The following is an 18,597-nucleotide window of genomic DNA, read 5'->3' on the forward strand; positions in this document are numbered from 1 at the left end:
AGATGAGCCAGTTTAATAAAATCTACATAGAGCTAAGAGATGAAATCTTTGATGCGTTAGATGCGTCAACCTTAGTTGAAATCAGTAACGAAGACTTGGAAGCTCAGCTTAAAGAAACCGTTAACCTGCTTATCGACAGGCGAGGGTTACAGGTGTCCAATTCTCAGCGCATTGAGTTAGTGAAAGCGCTACTTGCAGAGCTAAAAGGGCTGGGACCACTGCAAGCCTTGCTCGATAACGATGACATTTCAGACATTATGATCAACGGACCGCACAATATCTTTATCGAGATTGGCGGCAAAGTTCAGAAGTCGCCGATTCAGTTCGTTAACGAAAAACAACTCAGCACCATTGCAAAACGAATTGCCTCAAATGTAGGGCGTCGAATCGATGAATCCAAGCCGCTTTGTGATGCGCGTTTAGAAGATGGCAGCCGCGTCAATATCGTCATCCCCCCACTAGCGATAGACGGCACCTCCATTTCTATCCGTAAATTCAAACAGCATAAAATAAAACTCGAAAACTTGGTGGAATTCGGCGCTCTCTCCATCGAAATGGCAAAGCTTTTGTCCATTGCCAGCCATTGCAAATGCAATGTGTTGATTTCTGGTGGTACGGGTTCGGGTAAAACCACATTGCTCAACGCACTATCGGGCTACATCGGTGAAACGGAACGTATCGTCACCATTGAGGACGCGGCTGAACTGCAATTGCAGCAGCCTCATATCGTTCGTTTGGAAACTCGCCAATCCAGTGTTGAAGGAACGGGCGAAGTTACCGCTCGCGACTTGGTGATCAACTCCCTGCGTATGCGACCAGACAGAATTATTGTGGGTGAGTGCCGTGGCGGTGAGGCGTTTGAAATGCTTCAAGCGATGAACACGGGTCACGATGGATCGATGTCGACACTTCACGCCAACACTCCAAGAGATGCGGTTGCTCGAACAGAGAGCATGGTGATGATGGCAACGGCAAGTTTACCTATTCAGGCGATCCGACGCACCATTGTGAGTGCGGTGGATTTGATTGTGCAGGTTAAGCGCTTACACGATGGCAGCAGAAAAGTGCTCTACATCTCGGAAGTGGTTGGGTTGGAAGGCGATAGCGTGGTGATGGAAGACATCTTCCGGTTCGAGAACAAAGGCACATTGGAAGATGGAAAAATCGATGGTGAGTTTCGCTCTCCAGGTTTATCTAAACGTTCTATTGTGTACGAGCGAGCGCAGTTTTTCGGCTTAGAGGGCGCATTAGAGGAGCTGTTCTCATGATGTGGGTGTTCGCCATTTGGTGCGTGGGTGCCATTGTGTTTTGGTTCCAACATAAGAAAACCAGCCGAAAAGTGACTGCACTTATCGATCAAGAAACAGAGTTTGATGGGATAGAGGGTGTCAAAACGGTCATCGATATGGATCGGTTTGAAACCAGTGTTTGGATCCAAGTGAAGTTCATCTTCAAGAAGCTGAAAAAGCTGTTGGAACCCAATATACCTAAAAAAATAGTGCTGTTTTTGCTGATCAGTGGAGCACTTATTTATGCGGTTAACTTGTTCTTATTCAGCCAAGATTTTCTGGTCTGCTTAGCGATTGGTCAGCCTATTTTGTTCATCGTATTTCTGTTCAAACTCAGCGACATTAAAGAAGAGAAATTCAAAAGTGACTTTCCAGACGCGCTGAATATTTTGTCGGGTGCCATCGCTGCTGGGCAAAGCATCATTCACGCATTTGAGTACGTGGGCGAAAAGCTGGATAACGAAGTAGGGCGTGAATTTAAATTCATGGCAGAACGCTTATTGATTGGTGAAGATCCAGACGATGTGTTGTCACGCAGCGCGACCACCTTCCCATACGTGGAGTACTTCTTTTTCATTTCGACCATTCGAATCAACCTGAGCCGAGGCGGTCAGCTTAAAAACGTGATCAACAAAATCAACCGAATCATGTTTGAATCACGAGCCATGGAAAAAAAGAAAAATGCTTTAACGTCAGAAGCGCGATCTTCAGCAAAAATTGTGGCGTGCTTGCCGATCATTTTTCTTCTCATTCTGAGATTCACCAGCCCAGAAAACTATAACTTCGTAATGTTTGAAGAAGGTGGAAAACCCATTTTTTATTACGTTTTGATCAGTGAGTTTATTGGATTTTTCTGTATCTCCATGATTTTGCGTGGAGTGAACTGATGGATCTACGCACCACTATTTTCTTAGCTTTCGCGCTTGCTGTCTCTCTTATCTTTGCTTGGCTTCTTATCAAGATGTGGGATTCGTTGGTTGCTAAATTCTATACCAGTCAAATCATCGGTTCGACCAAAGAAGAAAAACGGCAATTGGCGATCATGAATCGGTTGGTGGAAGCATTCAGTTTCAACCATGAAGAAAACCGACAAAAACTGATTGCCGCAGGGATTTACAACGAGTTTGTCGCCAAAAGTTACTACCTGTTTAAGTTCATTCCGTTTCTATTGGTGTTTTTAAGCACGCTTTACGGGTTCTTTATTGGGGACCTCGATTTTGCTGAATTCTTCATGATAGCGGGGGTCGCTTTAGTTTTATTTTTGATTGGGCCGGATACCTATGTGGCGGCGAGAGCGAAAAAGAACGTCAAGCACATCAGCTCACGATTGCCGTTTTTACTCGATCTGATGAATGTCTGTGTTCACACCGGCATGACCATCGAATCTACCTTGGAATTCCTGAGTAACGAAATCGCAACGGTGGATGAAAATTTGGCTTTTGTGTTAAGGCGTAATACCGAACGAGCAAGAGTGGTGGGGCTGGAAAAGGCGTTGGCAGAGTTTTATGACATTGTCCCTACAACCGAAGCGCAGAGTTTTGTAATGACACTGACTCAGAGTTTGCAGTATGGCTCGTCTGTCGGGCCGGTACTCGCGACATTGGCAACCGACATACGTGAAATCAACATGATGGATCTCGAAGAAAAGATAGGAAAAATGGGCGCCAAAATGTCCATACCACTTATCACGTTCATCATGGTTCCCATTGTTGTGCTGATTGCTGCCCCTGGAATTTTAAGGATGTTTTCAAATGGCTAATGAAAGACGGGCTATCGAAATTTGGACCAACGTAAAGTGCGCTTTATTGCTCTCACTTGTTTTAACTGGCTGTGCGTCCACCAACAGTGAGTTGGATACCAAAGAGGACTTGTTGTTGAGAACCAACGACAAGACGCAACTGGTTGAGTTTTATAAAGCCAATATTAAAAAAAATGACGAATACAAAATCAAGCTGGTGAGTGTGTATATCGACTTGAAAGACACCTCTTCAGCGGAGCTTTATCTCAATACATTCGATGAGTCTGAAAAAGACGAGCCTGAAGTGATGCTAGCCAAAGCTGAAATTGCTTACCTGAAGCGTGGTTTCGCAGAAAGTGAACAGTGGTTAGAGCGTTACCTGGATGAAGGTGGTGACAAATATCAGCACCATATTCTTATGGGCAAAATCAAAGCTCAGCAAAGGCAATACGGGGCGGCAATTGAGTATTTTGAACAGAGTAGAAAACTTGGAGCGTCGGATAGAGAAGCGAAAAATAGCATTGCCGTTGTGAACCTCATGCAGGGGCGATACGAAGATGCGATGACCATGCTGTACGACTTATACCTCGATCAACCAAACGATGAAAAAGTGCGTTCAAATTTAATCTTGGCATCTGTGAATGCGAACCGACCGGATATTGCTTTAGATGCGCTTCGAGAAAAATACCCTGAAGAAGAGGCAAGAACGCAACTGACCAAATTGATGAAATCGGTGAAAAAGAAACCTGCGCCCAAAATGGTTCGCTCGTCTTCCGCCAAGGCTCAAACTCATTCAACCAGCGCCGCAACTCGGCCTGTCAATCAATCACGTTATGCGGAGGAAAGTGCGGTGTATAAGCCACAAACCCAACTACAAACTGCCGCTATGGCGGTCGACCACGCTGGAAACCATCAACCAGTCGCTAGCAAGATGGTATTCAACCCGCAAAACCTCAAACCTAAAGCACCGTCGATTTACCGAATCCAAGTATTGGCGACGTATAAAGCGATTTCGAGTGAGTACCTGAATTATCTGCGTACGAATTATGGAACGGTTTACGCCTATTCTCATAACCTCTGGAAACGCTACTGTATTGGTGAGTTTAGCTCCATTGAAGAAGCGAAAGCGTACCTAAACCGAATGAAGGTGAAAGGGGCGTTTGTTGTGGATTACACGAAAAATCGACACATAGAGCTGTAGGTAATCTTAACTATGTCGATTGGAACGTCACAACTTAAGAAGCAAAAAGGGGTCATCAGTGTAGAGGCTGCCTTTGGTTTACCGATTTTACTTTTAATGGTGCTGACATGGTTTGAACTATGTTTGATGGTCTACGCCATTGCGGTGACTGATCACGCCATCACGCGAGCAGTATCTGACACTAAAAAATTGGGCAGGGCAGACGCCATTAGCACGATCAATTATGACAGAGCCATTCGGTCTGCGATTCGTCGAAGCGGGGGTATTTTTCTTCCCGCGGTCATTGATAGCCAATCGATTCAGTCTCGTATTCACTATATCGATAGCTATCAAACGCTCGTTCGTTGCAGTACATCCGTCAGAGAGTTTTCATCTTGCTCGGGGGTGTCCTCTGAACCCCAAAACAAAGCGTTAGCACTTTATGAAGTCGCCTTTGAGTATTCCCCTATTTTTAACTTTCTACTGCCATCCATTGAAATGCGCCGTGAAGTAATGGCAATTCAGGAATATGAGCGATGCACCTTTAAGTTAGGCCAAGGAGGCTCGTGTGCTTAGACGTTCTTCCAATTCAAATGTGCAGCGCGGCGCTTTTACCATTGAGCTTGCTTTGGTGTTGGTGTTTGTGACGGGCTTTTTTGTTATGCAGGTGAACTTTCTCGTTGCTACTGCCAAAAAAGGGCAAATGGATCGGCTCGCGTATTCACTCGTGTCGGTGATGTCTGAGCGACGAGAGTTGTTCCGTGACGAAGGCGACATATGTCGGTACGCAGGGGAATGCGAACTGCTGGCGGCAGAATTATACGCCGTGGGCATTTCGGCAATGAATCGGATGTCGAATCAGTTTGACTCGAATAAATTTGGCATTCGAATTGAGGAGCTGGTGGTTTATCCCGACCGACAAGTTTACGCGATGCGCGAAGTAGGGTGGGTGACTGGGTGCAGTTTTACGCCGCTAAGAGAAGTGGACAAGATTATCCCAACCACGTCTCGAAACCGTAAGTTGCCCGTTTACAAAGTGTCACTCTGTTACCGCACGCCTTTTAACCTATTGGGTGCGAGTAAAGGTGAGCTGCTTAATGTTGTTACGTCTGCCTTTTCGTTTGCGAGGATTTAGCCATGTCTTTACAGAACATATGTTCAACGAATCAGCGTTCGAAGAGTCGGCGTTCAATGAATAGAGGAATGATGAACAAGCAAAAAGGGGCAGCGTTTTTGATTTTCATGTGCTGTCTGCCGTTTATGTTTGGCATGTTGGCATTGGCGATGCAAACCACGCAACAGTTGCACGCGCACGCCAAGTTAAGTGAGGCAACAGAGGTGGCAAGCCTCGGGCTGATCTCATCGTCTACCGGAAATAATGCACCGGACACGGAGCTGGCGTCTCGAATCGTCAATCATTATATGCCGTTTAACGACGGTGACGTGGCAATATCGATTGTCGATACGCGCTGCGATTACGACACAGGGTGTGTGCAAGATGCTGGTGAGATTTCTCCTTTTGCAGATTTCGTGGTGACGGCCACAACCGAGCACAATTCTTGGATTAGCTACAGCAGTTTGGGCCTAAAACCAAAATTTAAGATTTCTGGAGCGTCGACAAGCCGAAAGTATCTACCTAAACCGGTAGATATCTATTTTGTTGTCGATTTTAGTGGGTCAATGAATGAACGCTTTTCAGCAAGCCCAGGGCGAGGCAGTAAACTCACCACAGTGAAAAATACCATTAATTTGATATTGGATGACCTTGAAAACTTCAACCGATTCAACAGCCATAAAAGCCGCGTAGCGCTTGTTGGGTACAACCACTTCAACTATCAAAAAATTAATGGTAGACGCGAAGTGTTTGAACATGTGGTTTTACAAAGAGTGAACGATTCAATTGTCCATCGCAACGACAAAAAAAGTCCCCTAATTATCAGTCCCGAGCTTGAACGGCATAACTATCGCCCGAGGCGACTGTTCCACGATATTGATCTGACCGACGATTACAGCGGGTTCAGCGATGAGTTTAAAGCGTTTAAAGCAGGTGGCTTTACTCACTCATGGCAGGGTTTACTCCGCGTGGCCGAACTTTCGAATAGCCAAGAAGAGTACAACCCTCAACAAGTGATCATCGTCCTATCCGATGGTGAGGATACCGAGAGACCTTGGGCAATTCATAGCCCAGATGGCAGTTGGCGGAAAACACGGATACTCAAAGAGTTCACGAAATATGGGCTCTGCAGAAATATGGTGTCGGATTTAGAAAACAAGACTGACCGTTTTGGAGAACCTATTTCTGTCACCTTTGGTGTGATAGGTATCGATTTTGAAATGAACCAAGCTGTGAATGGCTTTTTTGATTGCGTGGGGGAAGACAACGTCCTTCATGCCAAAAATGGCAGCGATGTTTATAAGCATATTTTAAACCTGTTGAATGAAGAGACAGGGCGACTGAAAGGAAATGAGGGCTCACTATGAGAGTAATGGCGTTTGGCGTACTTTTGCTGTTATCAGGGCAAGCCGCAGCGAATTGTTTAGCGGAAGAAAATGTATATTTAAAAACGACTCGTGTGCTAGCGAACAATCACTTGGGCACACAGCAATCGGGCCAATTACTTAGTCATCACGTTACGCAGCCAGAGCAACCTGTGTTCGTGAGTGAAGATAGTATTACGGAACAGTTTTCGGTGAGCGACGAGTGTATTTATGACCGTATTTCCCAGACATTGGTGCTGAATTACGCCTTCGATAAAGACAAACTCAGTGACGAACATAAACACATATTATTGGATTACATCAACTTGTTGGATAGCAGTGTTTCCATTGCTGTAGAAGGACACGCTGATGAAGTCGGCACAGACGAATACAACAAAGGGTTGTCACAAAGACGCGCGCGAAACGTTGCGACGTTCTTAAAGAAAACCTTCGGAAAAGAAAAGCAGGTAGATTTACGTGCTTACGGAGAAACAGCGCCAATATGTGAACAAATAGAGAACAAAGTGAAAGGGTGCAACCGCCGTGTCGTCTTAACCGTTCAGACTTGAACTAGGATGAACCCCAAATTTGAGTTTCGAACATTTCAGATGCGCAGCTAACGCATCAATCAACGTCTTCTTCTAGAATTTCGATCACTTCAGATGAAGAGCGTTCATGCCCAATAAGAAACAGAGCAAGGAACGCTTCTGTTTTCATATTCGAGTCACCTTCTTCCTCAACAATGGTACGAATCTTATCTCGTAGCATTGAGATCTCATGCTCGACAAAACCACGGCCTTCTTCATCACCGCCTTGGTCAGCAGGCTGATGGTCGAAATGCAAGAACAGAAGATCGTCATCAAGCTTGGTTGTGAGTAAACGTTCTGGTAACCACTCTTCTCCCGTCACAACTTGGGGATCGTTGTTATCGGAGAATTTACTTAATATTTGCAATAATTCAGATACTTTCACAATGATTCGTTATACTGTACGCCTCTACTAAGTGTAGCGGCAATTTTGCGTGAATCTTAAAGTAATTTCTCTGATTTTACTACGATTGTTGACCAGTAACTCAATAAAACTCTAAGTCAGAGTGATTAAACGCTGGATCTAGCATCTTAAGGTTACTCATGTACAAATGTTCAATGTTTTAATAAATTGAGGTGCTCGATTTCTATGCATGCTTCAACCCACCTGACTCCAACTGTTTTGCTTTTGGGTGCGATGACTTTCCCTTCGATAGCTTCAGAAGAAAAAGTAAAAGAACAAGAATGGGGCGTAGCGATGGCCTACCGAGGTGCATCCATTGTTTACAATCTTCCCGGTGAATCTGATTCTTCAGTATCGACCTTTGTTCCTCTTTTCTATTACAACGGCGAAAGTGTTTACTTAGATGGCTTAGAAGGCGGTGTGCACCTTTACAAGCAAGATGATTACCAAGTCAATCTGTTCTCTCGTCTTCGATTTGTCGATTTACCCGCCTCGCAACAAAACCGTTATGGTGGTCATTCGTTTGATTTGGGTGTCCAGTATCGACATTTCTTTCAAGACTCTGATTGGTATGTTGATGCTGAACTGATGAGCGACGATGACGCACGCTTGTTTGGTAATGTGCGTGCGACGGCGAAAAGCTCGACCGAAAATTGGGATTTCAAACCAAGCGCAGAGCTAAGAATCAAATCAGACAGCTACAACTCCTATTACTACGGAGCCAGTGGCTTAGAAGGTTCCCCCGGTTTTGGTAAGCAGATTGGCGGTGGTGTTGAGTTTAAAGTGGGTTTCGAAACTCGCTATCGTGTCGCGTCTAACTTGTACTTATTAGGCAGCGCTTATGCGACGATGCTTGATGACAACGCCTACGATAACATCGCAGTCAAAGAGCGGTGGGGTCAGGAGTACTTTGTCGGATTCGGTTTCTTTAACGACAAGAATACCGCCTCTCGATCTGACATTACCACGCGTCCGTATCTTCGTGTTGCACAAGGGTTTGCCACACCTTCAGATATGGGTGACATATTTAAGTTTAAGGGTGAACCAGATGAAAACGGCAATAAGATGACCTCGTTTTTCTACGGTCATCCTTTAACCGATGAGCTCTTTGGTGCCCCCATTGATATTTACTTAACTCCAGGCGCTGCTTGGCACTGGAACAGTTCTACTCAAAGTGCCAGCCCTGAGTACGTCATTGCGGTGAAAGCGTATTACACCTTTGAGTGGCCATTCCGTTGGAAATTCGGAGCGGCGGAAGGGATTTCTTATGTTCAAAATATTACCTACATTGAAAGCAGTGAGCTGGAAGGTAAATACGAGAACATGAGTAACCTTATGAACTATTTGGATATTTCATTCGACTTCAATGTTGGTGATATGGTCGGTAAGCCTGAATGGGACCATCTTTGGATTGGGTATGGTTTACACCACCGTTCTTCAATATTTGAAAAGGCTTCGCAGTTCGGTCGGATTAAAGGCGGCAGCAATTACAACACTGTGTATCTGCAATACGATTTCTAAATAACTTCGTGTTCGCAAGATAAAAACGTGCTTGAGTCACAGAAATGGATTTGAAAAGTAAAAAACGAGGCGAATTATCGCCTCGTTTTTCTTTTTTATTCGGATATACCATACCAGTTTTAAATTTTTCGTTTTCCAGAGGGAATCAAGCAAAACTCCAATTACCTATACTGCTATTTTTATTATTAAATCATATATATCAATACCTTAATAGTAGCCTCTTCTTTTCTAAATTGTCTAATCTCACCTCAAATCACCATAACTTCCTATCTGAACATATTTAAATTCAGTCTCTTTTATGCAATTTATTTTATATTTAATGATGCAACCAGTTGCTATTTTGGTATTAAAACCAGACCAAAGTGACGGCTCTAAGTGACAATAAAGCATCTATTTTTGATAACTTCGTCAACAAAGTGAGTGAAAAACAAACTGGTCCGGTTGAATAAAGACCAGTTCGTCGTTTAGTCTGAATGAAGTTAACGATTTGGTCACAAAATCAGAACATCCGTTAACTATGGCAATAAAACAAACTGGTACTGAATAAATACCAAAATGGTAAATGTAGTAAGCGATGAAGGATCAATAAATTATGTCCGATGACTTTAATGATACGCCCAATTACAGCTCGGACGTCTCTAGGCTTACGCTTAAGTCACAAATAGCAGACAAACTGAGCGCGTTAATTGCGTCAAAAATGATTGAAGAAGGAGAGGCATTACCTTCTGAGCGAGAACTTGCCAAATCGTATGATGTGAGTAGAGAAACAATACGCGGTGCATTGGGGATTCTGAGTGAGCGCAAGTTGATTACGGTTTCTCGCGGACGAAAAAGTATTGTGACCAAAGGATCCACAGAGATAATTCAATCGAACAATATAGTGGAAGACATTCAAAATTATGATGCTTTTACCGTAGTAGAAACAAGGAAAGTAATAGAGTCGGCAATTCTGCGTTCTGCGGCAATAAACATTAAAGATGAAGATATCGAGAAACTCTCTTCTCTTATCGAATACCAAGAAACGGTCTTAGATGATCACATCGCTTTCCAAGTATCAGATAAAGAATTTCACACAGTTATCTATCAGGCTTGTCGAAATACTTTGTTGTCAAAAATAGCAATCGATGTCTATTCCTATGCGCTTGAGCACAGAACGGCAGCACTGGCAGAGGAAAAGTCGACAGTGAGAAGCCTTCGAGAACACCACCAAATTCTAAGATCATTGAAAAGCCACGACCCAGACGCGGCGGAACGTTCCATATTGGGGCATGTTGATAGCATCTTCAAATCAACACTTATTATGCAAAATAAGGACAACGAGTAACGGATTATGCCTGTAATAACTTTGAATAAATTAACAAAAAGATATCAGTCTACTGAAGTGATCCATCAGATTGATTTAGTGATGGAAGACAATGAGTTTACCGTATTCGTTGGTCCATCTGGTTGTGGAAAATCGACCACGCTAAGAATGATCGCAGGTCTAGAAACGGTGAGTGACGGCGAGATTACAATGGATGACCGACCCATATCGAACCTTGAACCCATTGATCGCGACATTGCAATGGTATTCCAAGATTACGCTCTGTATCCGCACATGGATGTCTATAAAAATATGTCTTTCGCATTGAGGTTAGCCAAGCATCCGAAAAGTGATATTAAAAAACGCGTAACGGAAGCAGCAGAAATGCTTGGGCTTACTGAGTATTTGTACCGAAAACCTGCCGAGTTATCTGGTGGGCAAAGGCAGCGTGTTGCAATGGGCAGAGCCTTAGTTAGAAATTCATCGACACTATTGATGGATGAGCCTCTGTCAAATTTGGACGCAAAGCTTCGAGGGCAAATGCGTGCAGAATTGGCAATGATGAGCAAAAACATAAAGAAGAACATTATCTACGTTACGCATGATCAAATCGAAGCGATGACGCTCGCAGATCGCATTGTTGTGATGAAAGATGGTTATATTCAACAGCATGGAACGCCCAGAGAACTTTTTGAAAAACCAAGTAATAAATTCGTAGCGGGCTTTATGGGAATGCCACCCATGAACTTCTTGAATATGACCGCTGAAGAAATAGATGGGAAATTATACGCAATTGGGTCGGGCTTTAAACTTGAGCTACCACAATTAAGCCCTGAGGCAGAATTACCTAAATCTGGAGAGATAATTGTCGGTATTCGACCTTCTGCTTTAGTCTCCACCGATTCTGATGAATTAGAAAATATCATTACATTTACCATTAATGTTAATGAATATATTGGGAATCAAACAGTATTGATATCTGATGTTCAAGAAAGTCGATTTATGGTTGAAGTGGATTCATTATATGAATTCAATGCCGGTGAAACTGTAAAATTTAAAGTAAAGCCTGAAGATATATATATATTTGATAAGAAAACAGAAGAAGCTATTTACTAATAATAACTATAGAAACAATCATATAACGCAAATTGGAACATAAACTTAATTCTCTTGCTCTTAGGAGGCAAAATGATTACGTATCTAAAAAGGATTTTTGGAAAAAAAACACTGACCGCCGTAGCCGTTAGTACCATCACAACATTCTCTTATGCGAGTCCATACGACGAATATAAAGATACGACGTTAGTTGTGAACTTTCCAGCACACCCACATTACAATGCGGTAATGAAGGTATTACCTGAATTCACAAAGGAGACGGGAATAAAGGTTGAAGTAGACCAACTTCAATATCTTCGCATGCGTGAAAAGCAAACGCTGGAATTAACAAAAAGAAAAGGCGATTACGATCTTATCGCGTACGTTGTTTTTTCAAAAGCGGATTATGTTTATGCCGATCAACTTGAAAACTTAGCTAGATATTTCATGAACCCATCGCTTTCTGACCCGAACTTTGACGCAGAAGATTTGGTTGATGGCTATGTGTCTAATATTGGTGTAGCTGGCGGTAAGAAAGGCTATCTAAAAGGGCCAACGGGTTCCCTGTTTGGTTTACCATTTGGTGCTGAAACCTCTATCTTGGGTTACCGAAAAGACATCTTTGAAAAACACAATCTTAAGGTGCCAGAAAACTACGAAGAACTGCTTTCTTTGGCGTGTGAAATTCCAAAACTAGAACCTGGAATGGGTGGCTTAGCGTCTCGTGCAGCGTCTGGTCACCATGCATCACATGCATTCCTTCTACATTTGGCACCGCTTGGTGGTCGTATCTTTGATGATCAATGGAAGCCAATTGTGAACAATGCGCAAGGCGTTGAAGCAGCGAAAGCGCTGAAAACGATTGTTGAATGTGGCGCAGAAGGCTCTAAAACATTTGGTTTTGCCGAAGCTGGAACCTCTTTCTTACAGGGTAATTCAGCAATGTTCCTAGACTCTACGGTATTCGCTGGACAAGTGAATGATCCGTCGAAGTCGAAGGTGGTAGGTAAAATTGGCTGGGCACCGCACCCTATGGGCGTTCGCAAAGGATCTCAAACCGGTGGTTTTGGTATCGGTATTCCTAAAAACGCACAAAATAAAGAAGCGGCTTTCCTATTGATGCAGTGGCTGACGTCTAAGAAAGTCGACAAGCTGATTGCGCTAGCAGGCGGAAACCCTTCTCGTTACTCAACTCACTTTGATGAGGAAGTGAACAAGAAATTCCCTCACATGGCTACGTTTGGTGAAGCGCTTAAAAATGCAGATCCGGATTGGCGTCCAATTATTCCTGTGTGGGGAAAAATTAACTCAGATTTAGGTACAACGTTATCGAAAGTGCTTACTGAAGATCTGGATATTCAAAAAGCGTTAGACGGCGTTGCTGAACGAGCGGAAAAAATAATGGCTGATGCCAACTATTATTCTTGGAATGAGAAGTAAATAGTGAATAGGGCTGCATCTCGTCGCACTAATCCAATGGCGAGATGCACCTAAATCTGTGCAACCTTGGTGTGTTTTAAATGAAATCTATTAATCTAAATCGCATGACCCCTTATTTATTCTTGGCTCCTGCGGGTATTGTTCTATTGTTTGGGCTTCTTTACCCAATAATATATATGATGTATGCGAGTTTTTTAGAATGGAACCCAAGCCAATTAATTAGCGAGGCAGATTGGGTTGGTTTTAAAAATTATATCAATTTATTCCAAGATGAATCTTTTCGTGAATCTCTCGGCGTGACCTTAAAGTTTGCTTTTGTTGTCGTCGTGTTAGAAATGTTTATTGGTGTTGGACTTGCATTATTACTTGATAGAAATATTCGCGGAATGTCTCTATTAAGAACGATTTTTATATTACCAATGATGATTGCACCTATCGTTGTTGGATTAATGTGGCGTTATATGTATCACCCAACAATTGGGATATTTAACAGAACATTAAATGCACTTGGATTTGAATCTGCCCCTTGGTTATCTGATTCGAGTTGGGCACTTTATTCAATTGTAATCGCTGATATTTGGCAGTGGACTCCTTTTATTTTTATTTTGTCTCTTGCTGCATTGCAATCATTGCCAAAGTCGACGTTAGAAGCATCCAAAATTGATGGAGCAACGCAATGGCAGCAAATTCTATACATCAAGATACCTCTAATGCTGCCAGTACTTATTGTGACTTTACTGCTTAGGTTGATAGACGCATTTAAAGTCCTCGAAGTTGTATTAGTTATGACAAATGGTGGTCCTGGTTTATCCACCGAAATTCTCGCGCTGAGAATCTCTCGAACGGCGTCTGAGTTTAGGGAGCTAGGTGTGGCAGCAGCGATGTCGAATCTTCTGCTGGCAGTGCTTCTTTTCCTAACACTGGCCATGTTTATCTACAACAAAATTAACGAAAAAAGAATCGAGAAGCAGGCGTTTGCGAATAAGGATGAAGAGTAATGAGCAAGCTAAACGAAAGTAAGCAAAACCCGGCATTTTATGCCTTGTTGGTTGCTTTGATAGTGATGTCACTTGGTCCAATCATGTTAATGGTGATGACGTCGTTCAAACTGAATGTCGACATCATGAATGACAGCAGTGGGTTATTTTTCACGCCTACATTGAAAAATTATGAAACGGTACTGTGCGATGTACTGTGGTATACGCCGGATCATGTTGATTTTTGTAGCCCAACGTTCACACGTTCGCTCGGGAATTCGATTTTTATCGCGCTCGTTTCAACGGTGATTACGCTCACCATCGGCTGTATGGCTGCTTATGCGTTAGTTCGTTTCAGATTCATGGGACGTGGTGTGGTTTCTTTAACAACACTCATGATGCGCATGGTTCCACCCGCTGTTCTATTGGTTCCTGTGTTTGGGATCTGGACGTTTGATTATGGTTTAGACGGTACTTTTACCGGAATCATATTGCTATACGTTGCGATGAACCTACCGTTCGTGATTTGGATTCTTCAGAGTTTTATTGTGCAAGTGCCTTTACCTCTTGAGGAAGCGGCCAAAGTAGATGGGGCGAGACCGCTGCAAATCTTCTTTTTGGTGGTATTGCCCATTATCAAGCCGGGTCTTGCGGCGGCAGCCATCTTTACGTTTCGAATTGCATGGAATGAGTTCTTGTTGGCCAACGCGCTGTTGCAACGAGATACCCGTACCGTGCCCGTTACCATCGTTAATTCATTAACGGAATACGACATCGATTGGGGTGTGATTATGGCGACAGGAATGTTGCTTGCGGTACCGCCAATCATATTCACCTTTGTTGCATCCAAGCAAATTATTACAGGTATGACTGCTGGCGCTGTGAAAGGTTAATTTACATTTATTTCAATAAGTTATTTAGGTATTAATATGAATTTAGAGAAAGATTATCAGCTGGTTATTGGAACATACAGCGATATTGACGCGCTAGCCCATCAGCCTTACTCACCTAAACCGGGTGAAGGTATGTATTGTGCGACTTTGACCAAGCAAGGGAAACTTGTAGTCAATGGTTCAGTAGAGTCGTTAAACCCAGCGGTTCTTATTCCAGGAACAGACAAAAAATACCTATACGCTATTTTAGAAACAATCCGTGAAAACGGCACAATCATTCAATATGAAGTTCAAGAAGATGGTTCGCTAAAAGAGCTTTCTAGCTTCGAAGCAAATGGAAAATCGACATGCTATTTGTCTTTTTCACCTAATAAAGATGCGGCTATCGTCATCAACTACTGGGACGCCATTATTGATGTTGTCGATGTAGACGAGAATGGTCGTTTAGGTGAAGTCCTTCAAACCTTCAAACAGTTTTACCGCCCTGAAACCGAATGGCGACAAGTGGAAAACCGCGAAGACCATTGGGGTAACCGTCAGGTCGGTCCTCATGCGCATTGCGCGCACTTTTGGCACGACTGGGTTTTCATTCCCGATCTTGGTGAGAACGCTGTGTTTCAATACCGCTGGGATGCTGAGAGTCGCCAGTTAACTCGTGAAACTTGGATAGAGTTTGAACCGGGTTCAGGCCCTCGCCACATGGCTATGCACCCAGATTTAGACATTTGCTACGTATCAAATGAGCTGTTTAACACCGTGTGTGTTGCTGAGTTAGACAAGTCGGAGCCTGCTGAAGTTAAGCCGCGTCTTATTCCGATTCAGTACGAGTCGACTCTGGATAATCACGATCAAATTAGTTACGTATCAGAGATTAAGTTGTCACCAGATGCGAAATTTCTTTACGTTTCAAACCGAGGCGATAACTCCATTGCTGTGTTTAAAGTTCAAGAAGGCGGTAAGTTAGAGCGGGTCGATATCACTTCGACGTACGGAAAGTTCCCGCGACACTTTGCCATTTCTCCTTGTGGGCACGCTGCGATTATTTCAAACCAAGATTCAGGGAATGTGATTGTCTTTTCGAGAGATATCGAAACTGGTCTGATCAAGAAGACAGATGAAATCATTGAGGTACCAGCTCCCAATTATATTCGCTTCTTGGCGCTGTAATTCAAACATCGAATATAGCCAAGAATCGTCGCTAAGATATAGAGACAATTATGTATACCGAACTTAAACCCTCTGTTTTAGATCCACAATTAGCTTTAGAAGTCAGTTCAGTTTTAGAGCCAAATACAGCTTTAGAGACAAATACAGTTTTAGAGCCAAGTTTCGCTTTAGAAGCACACTTACCGTTGCCAACATTTTTGTTGCTTTCGAACTTATTGGTTGCAAAAGAATTGGATGGTGTGTCATGAGCTATTGGTTAGGCGTGGATTGCGGCGGTACTTACCTAAAAGCGGGTATCTACGATAAAAATGGGAAAGAAATGGGTGTCGCGCGTGAATCCCTTGAACTTATTTCTGATCAATCTGGTTGGGTTGAAAGAAGTACTTCACAGCTATGGGCTTCGACCTGCTGTGTGATCAAAAAGGTGCTTGCCGACACTCAGATAAACTCGAACCTCATTCAAAGCGTTGGTATCTCGGCTCAAGGGAAAGGGCTATTTTTGTTGGATAAAAATGATCGGCCAATGGAACGCGCGATTTTATCGGCCGACCAGCGGTCGATAGACGTCGTAAAAAGGTGGCAGAGCGAAGAGATACCTCAATCTATCCATCCGAAAACAAGGCAAACCCTGTGGACGGGGCATCCTGTATCTATTGCTCGTTGGCTAAAAGAACAACGCCCAAAACAATACGACCAGATCGGTACCGTATTCATGAGTCACGATTACCTAAGATGGTGCCTCACGGGTGAAAAGCATTGTGAGATCACCAATATTTCTGAATCCAACTTATACAACTTTGATACTCAATATTACGATGCAGAGTTGGCGGATATCCTTGGGATTCCAGAAATTATGGAGGCGTTACCACCTATTATCGGTGCAACGGATATAGCCGGAACCGTCACGAAATCAGCATCCATCCTGACAGGGCTTAAAGAAGGCACTCCAATTGTGGGTGGGGTGTTTGATGTTGTGGCTACCGCCATTTGTTCGGGCGTTAGGGATAACAGCGCTTTAAACCTAACAATGGGGACATGGTCTGTAACAACGGGTGTAACCGATAGCCTGTTTGAGGTTCGCGAAGCCAATCAAAAACCGCATGTTATCGGACATCATGCGCAAAAAGATCAATACATTACTCACGATGCTAGCCCGACGTCGGCAGGCAATTTGGAATGGTTTACGGAATTATTCGCGGATGAAAATTTTGGAGAGATAAATCACTCCATAAGTGAGTTGCCTAAGTTGAGCTCAGAGCTTCTGTTCGCGCCCTTTATCTACGGATCAAATGCAGGGTTAGGGGTTAAAAGTGGTTTTTATGGCGTTCAATCACTCCATACCAAACCACATCTATATCAAGCCATTTACGAAGGGGTTGTGTTCAGCCACCTATCGCATCTTGACCATGTCAGGCTCCTTTATCCGGATCTCAAACATCTCGTTGTTTGTGGTGGTCCTGCTCGCTCTAAAGAGTGGATGCAGATACTCGCGGATGCCAGTGGCTTGCCTGTTTTACTGCCCAAGATTGAAGAAACCGGATGTTTAGGTGCGGCTATCGTCGCGATGGTAGGAAGCCAAGTTTATTCTTCGACCAGTGAAGCGATGGACGCCATGAACATTGAAGAAGAAACGGTTTTACCTGACGAAGAAGCTTTTGAGAGTTATCAAGTCAAAAAGAAAAAGTATCGAGTTTATGTCAAATCGTTAGCGCAGCTCGAGAATGACCTAAGCCATATTTCTTCGGCTCAGGTTTCTCCGAGCGTGGTTTCTTCGAGCTTGGTTTCTTCTACGCAGGCTTCTCCGAGCCTAGCTTCTTCAAGCCAAGTCTCTTCAATCAATGTTTCACCAGACCAATCCAACCAAGGAGAGCTGTCGTGATCCCTAAATTACAAGTCGCACTTGATGTAACAACCGAAGCAGAAGCGTTGAGTGCAGCCAAAACGTTGGCACCCGTGGTCGATGTGCTAGAGGCAGGAACCCTGATTTGTTTTGCCGAAGGAATGTCTGTCGTTCGTTCACTGAGATCGCAACATCCAGATAAACCACTGGTTGTCGATATGAAGCTTGCTGACGCTGGGCGAGATTTAGGTGAAATGGCGTTTAAGTCGGGTGGAACATTACTAACGGTCATATGCGCCGCGCCTTTAGCCACTATGGAAAGCGCATTAGAAGTCGCAAAAGAGTATGGCGGAGACATCCAAATTGAACTGTTTGGAGATTGGACGTTTGAGCAAGCGAGTGAATGGCGAAAACTGGGTATTACTCAGGCGATTTATCACCGTGGAAGAGATGCCCAAGCCAAGGGGCAAACATGGCACCAAGAAGATTTAGATTGGTTGCAACGTATGTGTGATATGGGATTTAACATGTCAGTGACTGGCGGGATTACGCCAGAGCTATTACCCATATTCCAACATCTACCGATTGATACCTTTATTGCTGGTCGAGCACTTTTGTCTGCTCCTGACCCGCAAAAAGCCGCCATCTCGTTCAAAGAAACACTGAATTCACTTTGGAGAAAATAG

19 protein-coding genes are annotated in these 18,597 nt (G+C 43.6%); 18 read left to right on the plus strand and 1 reads right to left on the minus strand.

The window, feature by feature from the left end; genetic code table 11:
- Positions 1 to 2 precede the first annotated feature (2 nt).
- From CW749_RS18220 to CW749_RS18255, 8 genes are all read left to right on the plus strand, one after another.
- On the plus strand, positions 3 to 1,268 hold the full coding sequence (locus CW749_RS18220; protein WP_101113701.1) for a CpaF family protein: 1,266 nt from the start codon (positions 3 to 5) through the stop codon (positions 1,266 to 1,268).
- Entirely contained in the window at positions 1,265 to 2,176 is a 912-nt protein-coding gene (locus CW749_RS18225; RefSeq protein WP_101113702.1) for a type II secretion system F family protein, read from the plus strand. The genes CW749_RS18220 and CW749_RS18225 overlap by 4 nt, the downstream gene beginning before the upstream one ends.
- Positions 2,176 to 3,048 carry a type II secretion system F family protein gene (locus CW749_RS18230; RefSeq protein WP_101113703.1) on the plus strand — a complete coding sequence of 291 codons (873 nt, stop codon included), beginning with the start codon at positions 2,176 to 2,178 and terminating at the stop codon, positions 3,046 to 3,048. Before CW749_RS18225 ends, CW749_RS18230 begins: the two co-directional genes overlap by 1 nt.
- A complete protein-coding gene (locus tag CW749_RS18235; protein WP_101113704.1) occupies positions 3,041 to 4,228 on the plus strand; it encodes a tetratricopeptide repeat protein in 1,188 nt (395 codons plus the stop codon). Before CW749_RS18230 ends, CW749_RS18235 begins: the two co-directional genes overlap by 8 nt.
- Positions 4,229 to 4,240: 12 nt before the next feature.
- A complete protein-coding gene (locus CW749_RS18240; protein ID WP_101113705.1) occupies positions 4,241 to 4,783 on the plus strand; it encodes a TadE family protein in 543 nt (180 codons plus the stop codon).
- Positions 4,776 to 5,342 (plus strand): tight adherence pilus pseudopilin TadF, encoded by a 567-nt coding sequence (gene tadF / locus CW749_RS18245; RefSeq protein WP_101113706.1) that lies wholly within the window; start codon positions 4,776 to 4,778, stop codon positions 5,340 to 5,342. The genes CW749_RS18240 and tadF overlap by 8 nt, the downstream gene beginning before the upstream one ends.
- A gap of 68 nt (positions 5,343 to 5,410) precedes the next feature.
- Positions 5,411 to 6,688 (plus strand): VWA domain-containing protein, encoded by a 1,278-nt coding sequence (locus CW749_RS18250; RefSeq protein ID WP_101113707.1) that lies wholly within the window; start codon positions 5,411 to 5,413, stop codon positions 6,686 to 6,688.
- Complete coding sequence (locus CW749_RS18255; protein WP_101113708.1) at positions 6,685 to 7,254, plus strand: OmpA family protein; 570 nt, start codon at positions 6,685 to 6,687, stop codon at positions 7,252 to 7,254. The genes CW749_RS18250 and CW749_RS18255 overlap by 4 nt, the downstream gene beginning before the upstream one ends.
- 55 nt (positions 7,255 to 7,309) lie before the next feature.
- On the opposite strand, the gene CW749_RS18260 is transcribed toward CW749_RS18255, so the two are convergent.
- Complete coding sequence (locus CW749_RS18260; protein WP_101113709.1) at positions 7,310 to 7,657, minus strand: hypothetical protein; 348 nt, start codon at positions 7,655 to 7,657, stop codon at positions 7,310 to 7,312.
- Between the two features lie 252 nt (positions 7,658 to 7,909).
- On the opposite strand from CW749_RS18260, the gene CW749_RS18265 reads away from it, so the two are divergent.
- From CW749_RS18265 to CW749_RS18310, 10 genes are all read left to right on the plus strand, one after another.
- Positions 7,910 to 9,196 (plus strand): MipA/OmpV family protein, encoded by a 1,287-nt coding sequence (locus CW749_RS18265; protein ID WP_237322491.1) that lies wholly within the window; start codon positions 7,910 to 7,912, stop codon positions 9,194 to 9,196.
- Positions 9,197 to 9,788: 592 nt separating this feature from the next.
- Entirely contained in the window at positions 9,789 to 10,520 is a 732-nt protein-coding gene (locus CW749_RS18270) for an FCD domain-containing protein (protein WP_101113711.1), read from the plus strand.
- A gap of 6 nt (positions 10,521 to 10,526) precedes the next feature.
- On the plus strand, positions 10,527 to 11,615 hold the full coding sequence (locus tag CW749_RS18275) for an ABC transporter ATP-binding protein (protein ID WP_101113712.1): 1,089 nt from the start codon (positions 10,527 to 10,529) through the stop codon (positions 11,613 to 11,615).
- 72 nt (positions 11,616 to 11,687) lie between these two features.
- The gene (locus CW749_RS18280; RefSeq protein WP_101113713.1) at positions 11,688 to 13,034 is read left to right on the plus strand and encodes an extracellular solute-binding protein; all 1,347 of its coding nucleotides are present in this window, start codon (positions 11,688 to 11,690) and stop codon (positions 13,032 to 13,034) included.
- 80 nt (positions 13,035 to 13,114) lie between these two features.
- Entirely contained in the window at positions 13,115 to 14,032 is a 918-nt protein-coding gene (locus tag CW749_RS18285) for a sugar ABC transporter permease (protein ID WP_101113714.1), read from the plus strand.
- Complete coding sequence (locus CW749_RS18290; RefSeq protein WP_101113715.1) at positions 14,032 to 14,904, plus strand: carbohydrate ABC transporter permease; 873 nt, start codon at positions 14,032 to 14,034, stop codon at positions 14,902 to 14,904. Before CW749_RS18285 ends, CW749_RS18290 begins: the two co-directional genes overlap by 1 nt.
- A gap of 36 nt (positions 14,905 to 14,940) precedes the next feature.
- The gene (locus tag CW749_RS18295) at positions 14,941 to 16,071 is read left to right on the plus strand and encodes a lactonase family protein (protein WP_101113716.1); all 1,131 of its coding nucleotides are present in this window, start codon (positions 14,941 to 14,943) and stop codon (positions 16,069 to 16,071) included.
- Between the two features lie 50 nt (positions 16,072 to 16,121).
- Complete coding sequence (locus CW749_RS18300; protein ID WP_101113717.1) at positions 16,122 to 16,319, plus strand: hypothetical protein; 198 nt, start codon at positions 16,122 to 16,124, stop codon at positions 16,317 to 16,319.
- Positions 16,316 to 17,950, plus strand: a complete 1,635-nt coding sequence (locus CW749_RS18305; RefSeq protein ID WP_101113718.1) for an FGGY-family carbohydrate kinase — start codon at positions 16,316 to 16,318, stop codon at positions 17,948 to 17,950. Before CW749_RS18300 ends, CW749_RS18305 begins: the two co-directional genes overlap by 4 nt.
- Complete coding sequence (locus CW749_RS18310; protein ID WP_101113719.1) at positions 17,947 to 18,597, plus strand: 3-dehydro-L-gulonate-6-phosphate decarboxylase; 651 nt, start codon at positions 17,947 to 17,949, stop codon at positions 18,595 to 18,597. Before CW749_RS18305 ends, CW749_RS18310 begins: the two co-directional genes overlap by 4 nt.

The organism is Vibrio sp. vnigr-6D03 (assembly GCF_002835515.1).
Lineage (GTDB): Bacteria > Pseudomonadota > Gammaproteobacteria > Enterobacterales > Vibrionaceae > Vibrio > Vibrio penaeicida.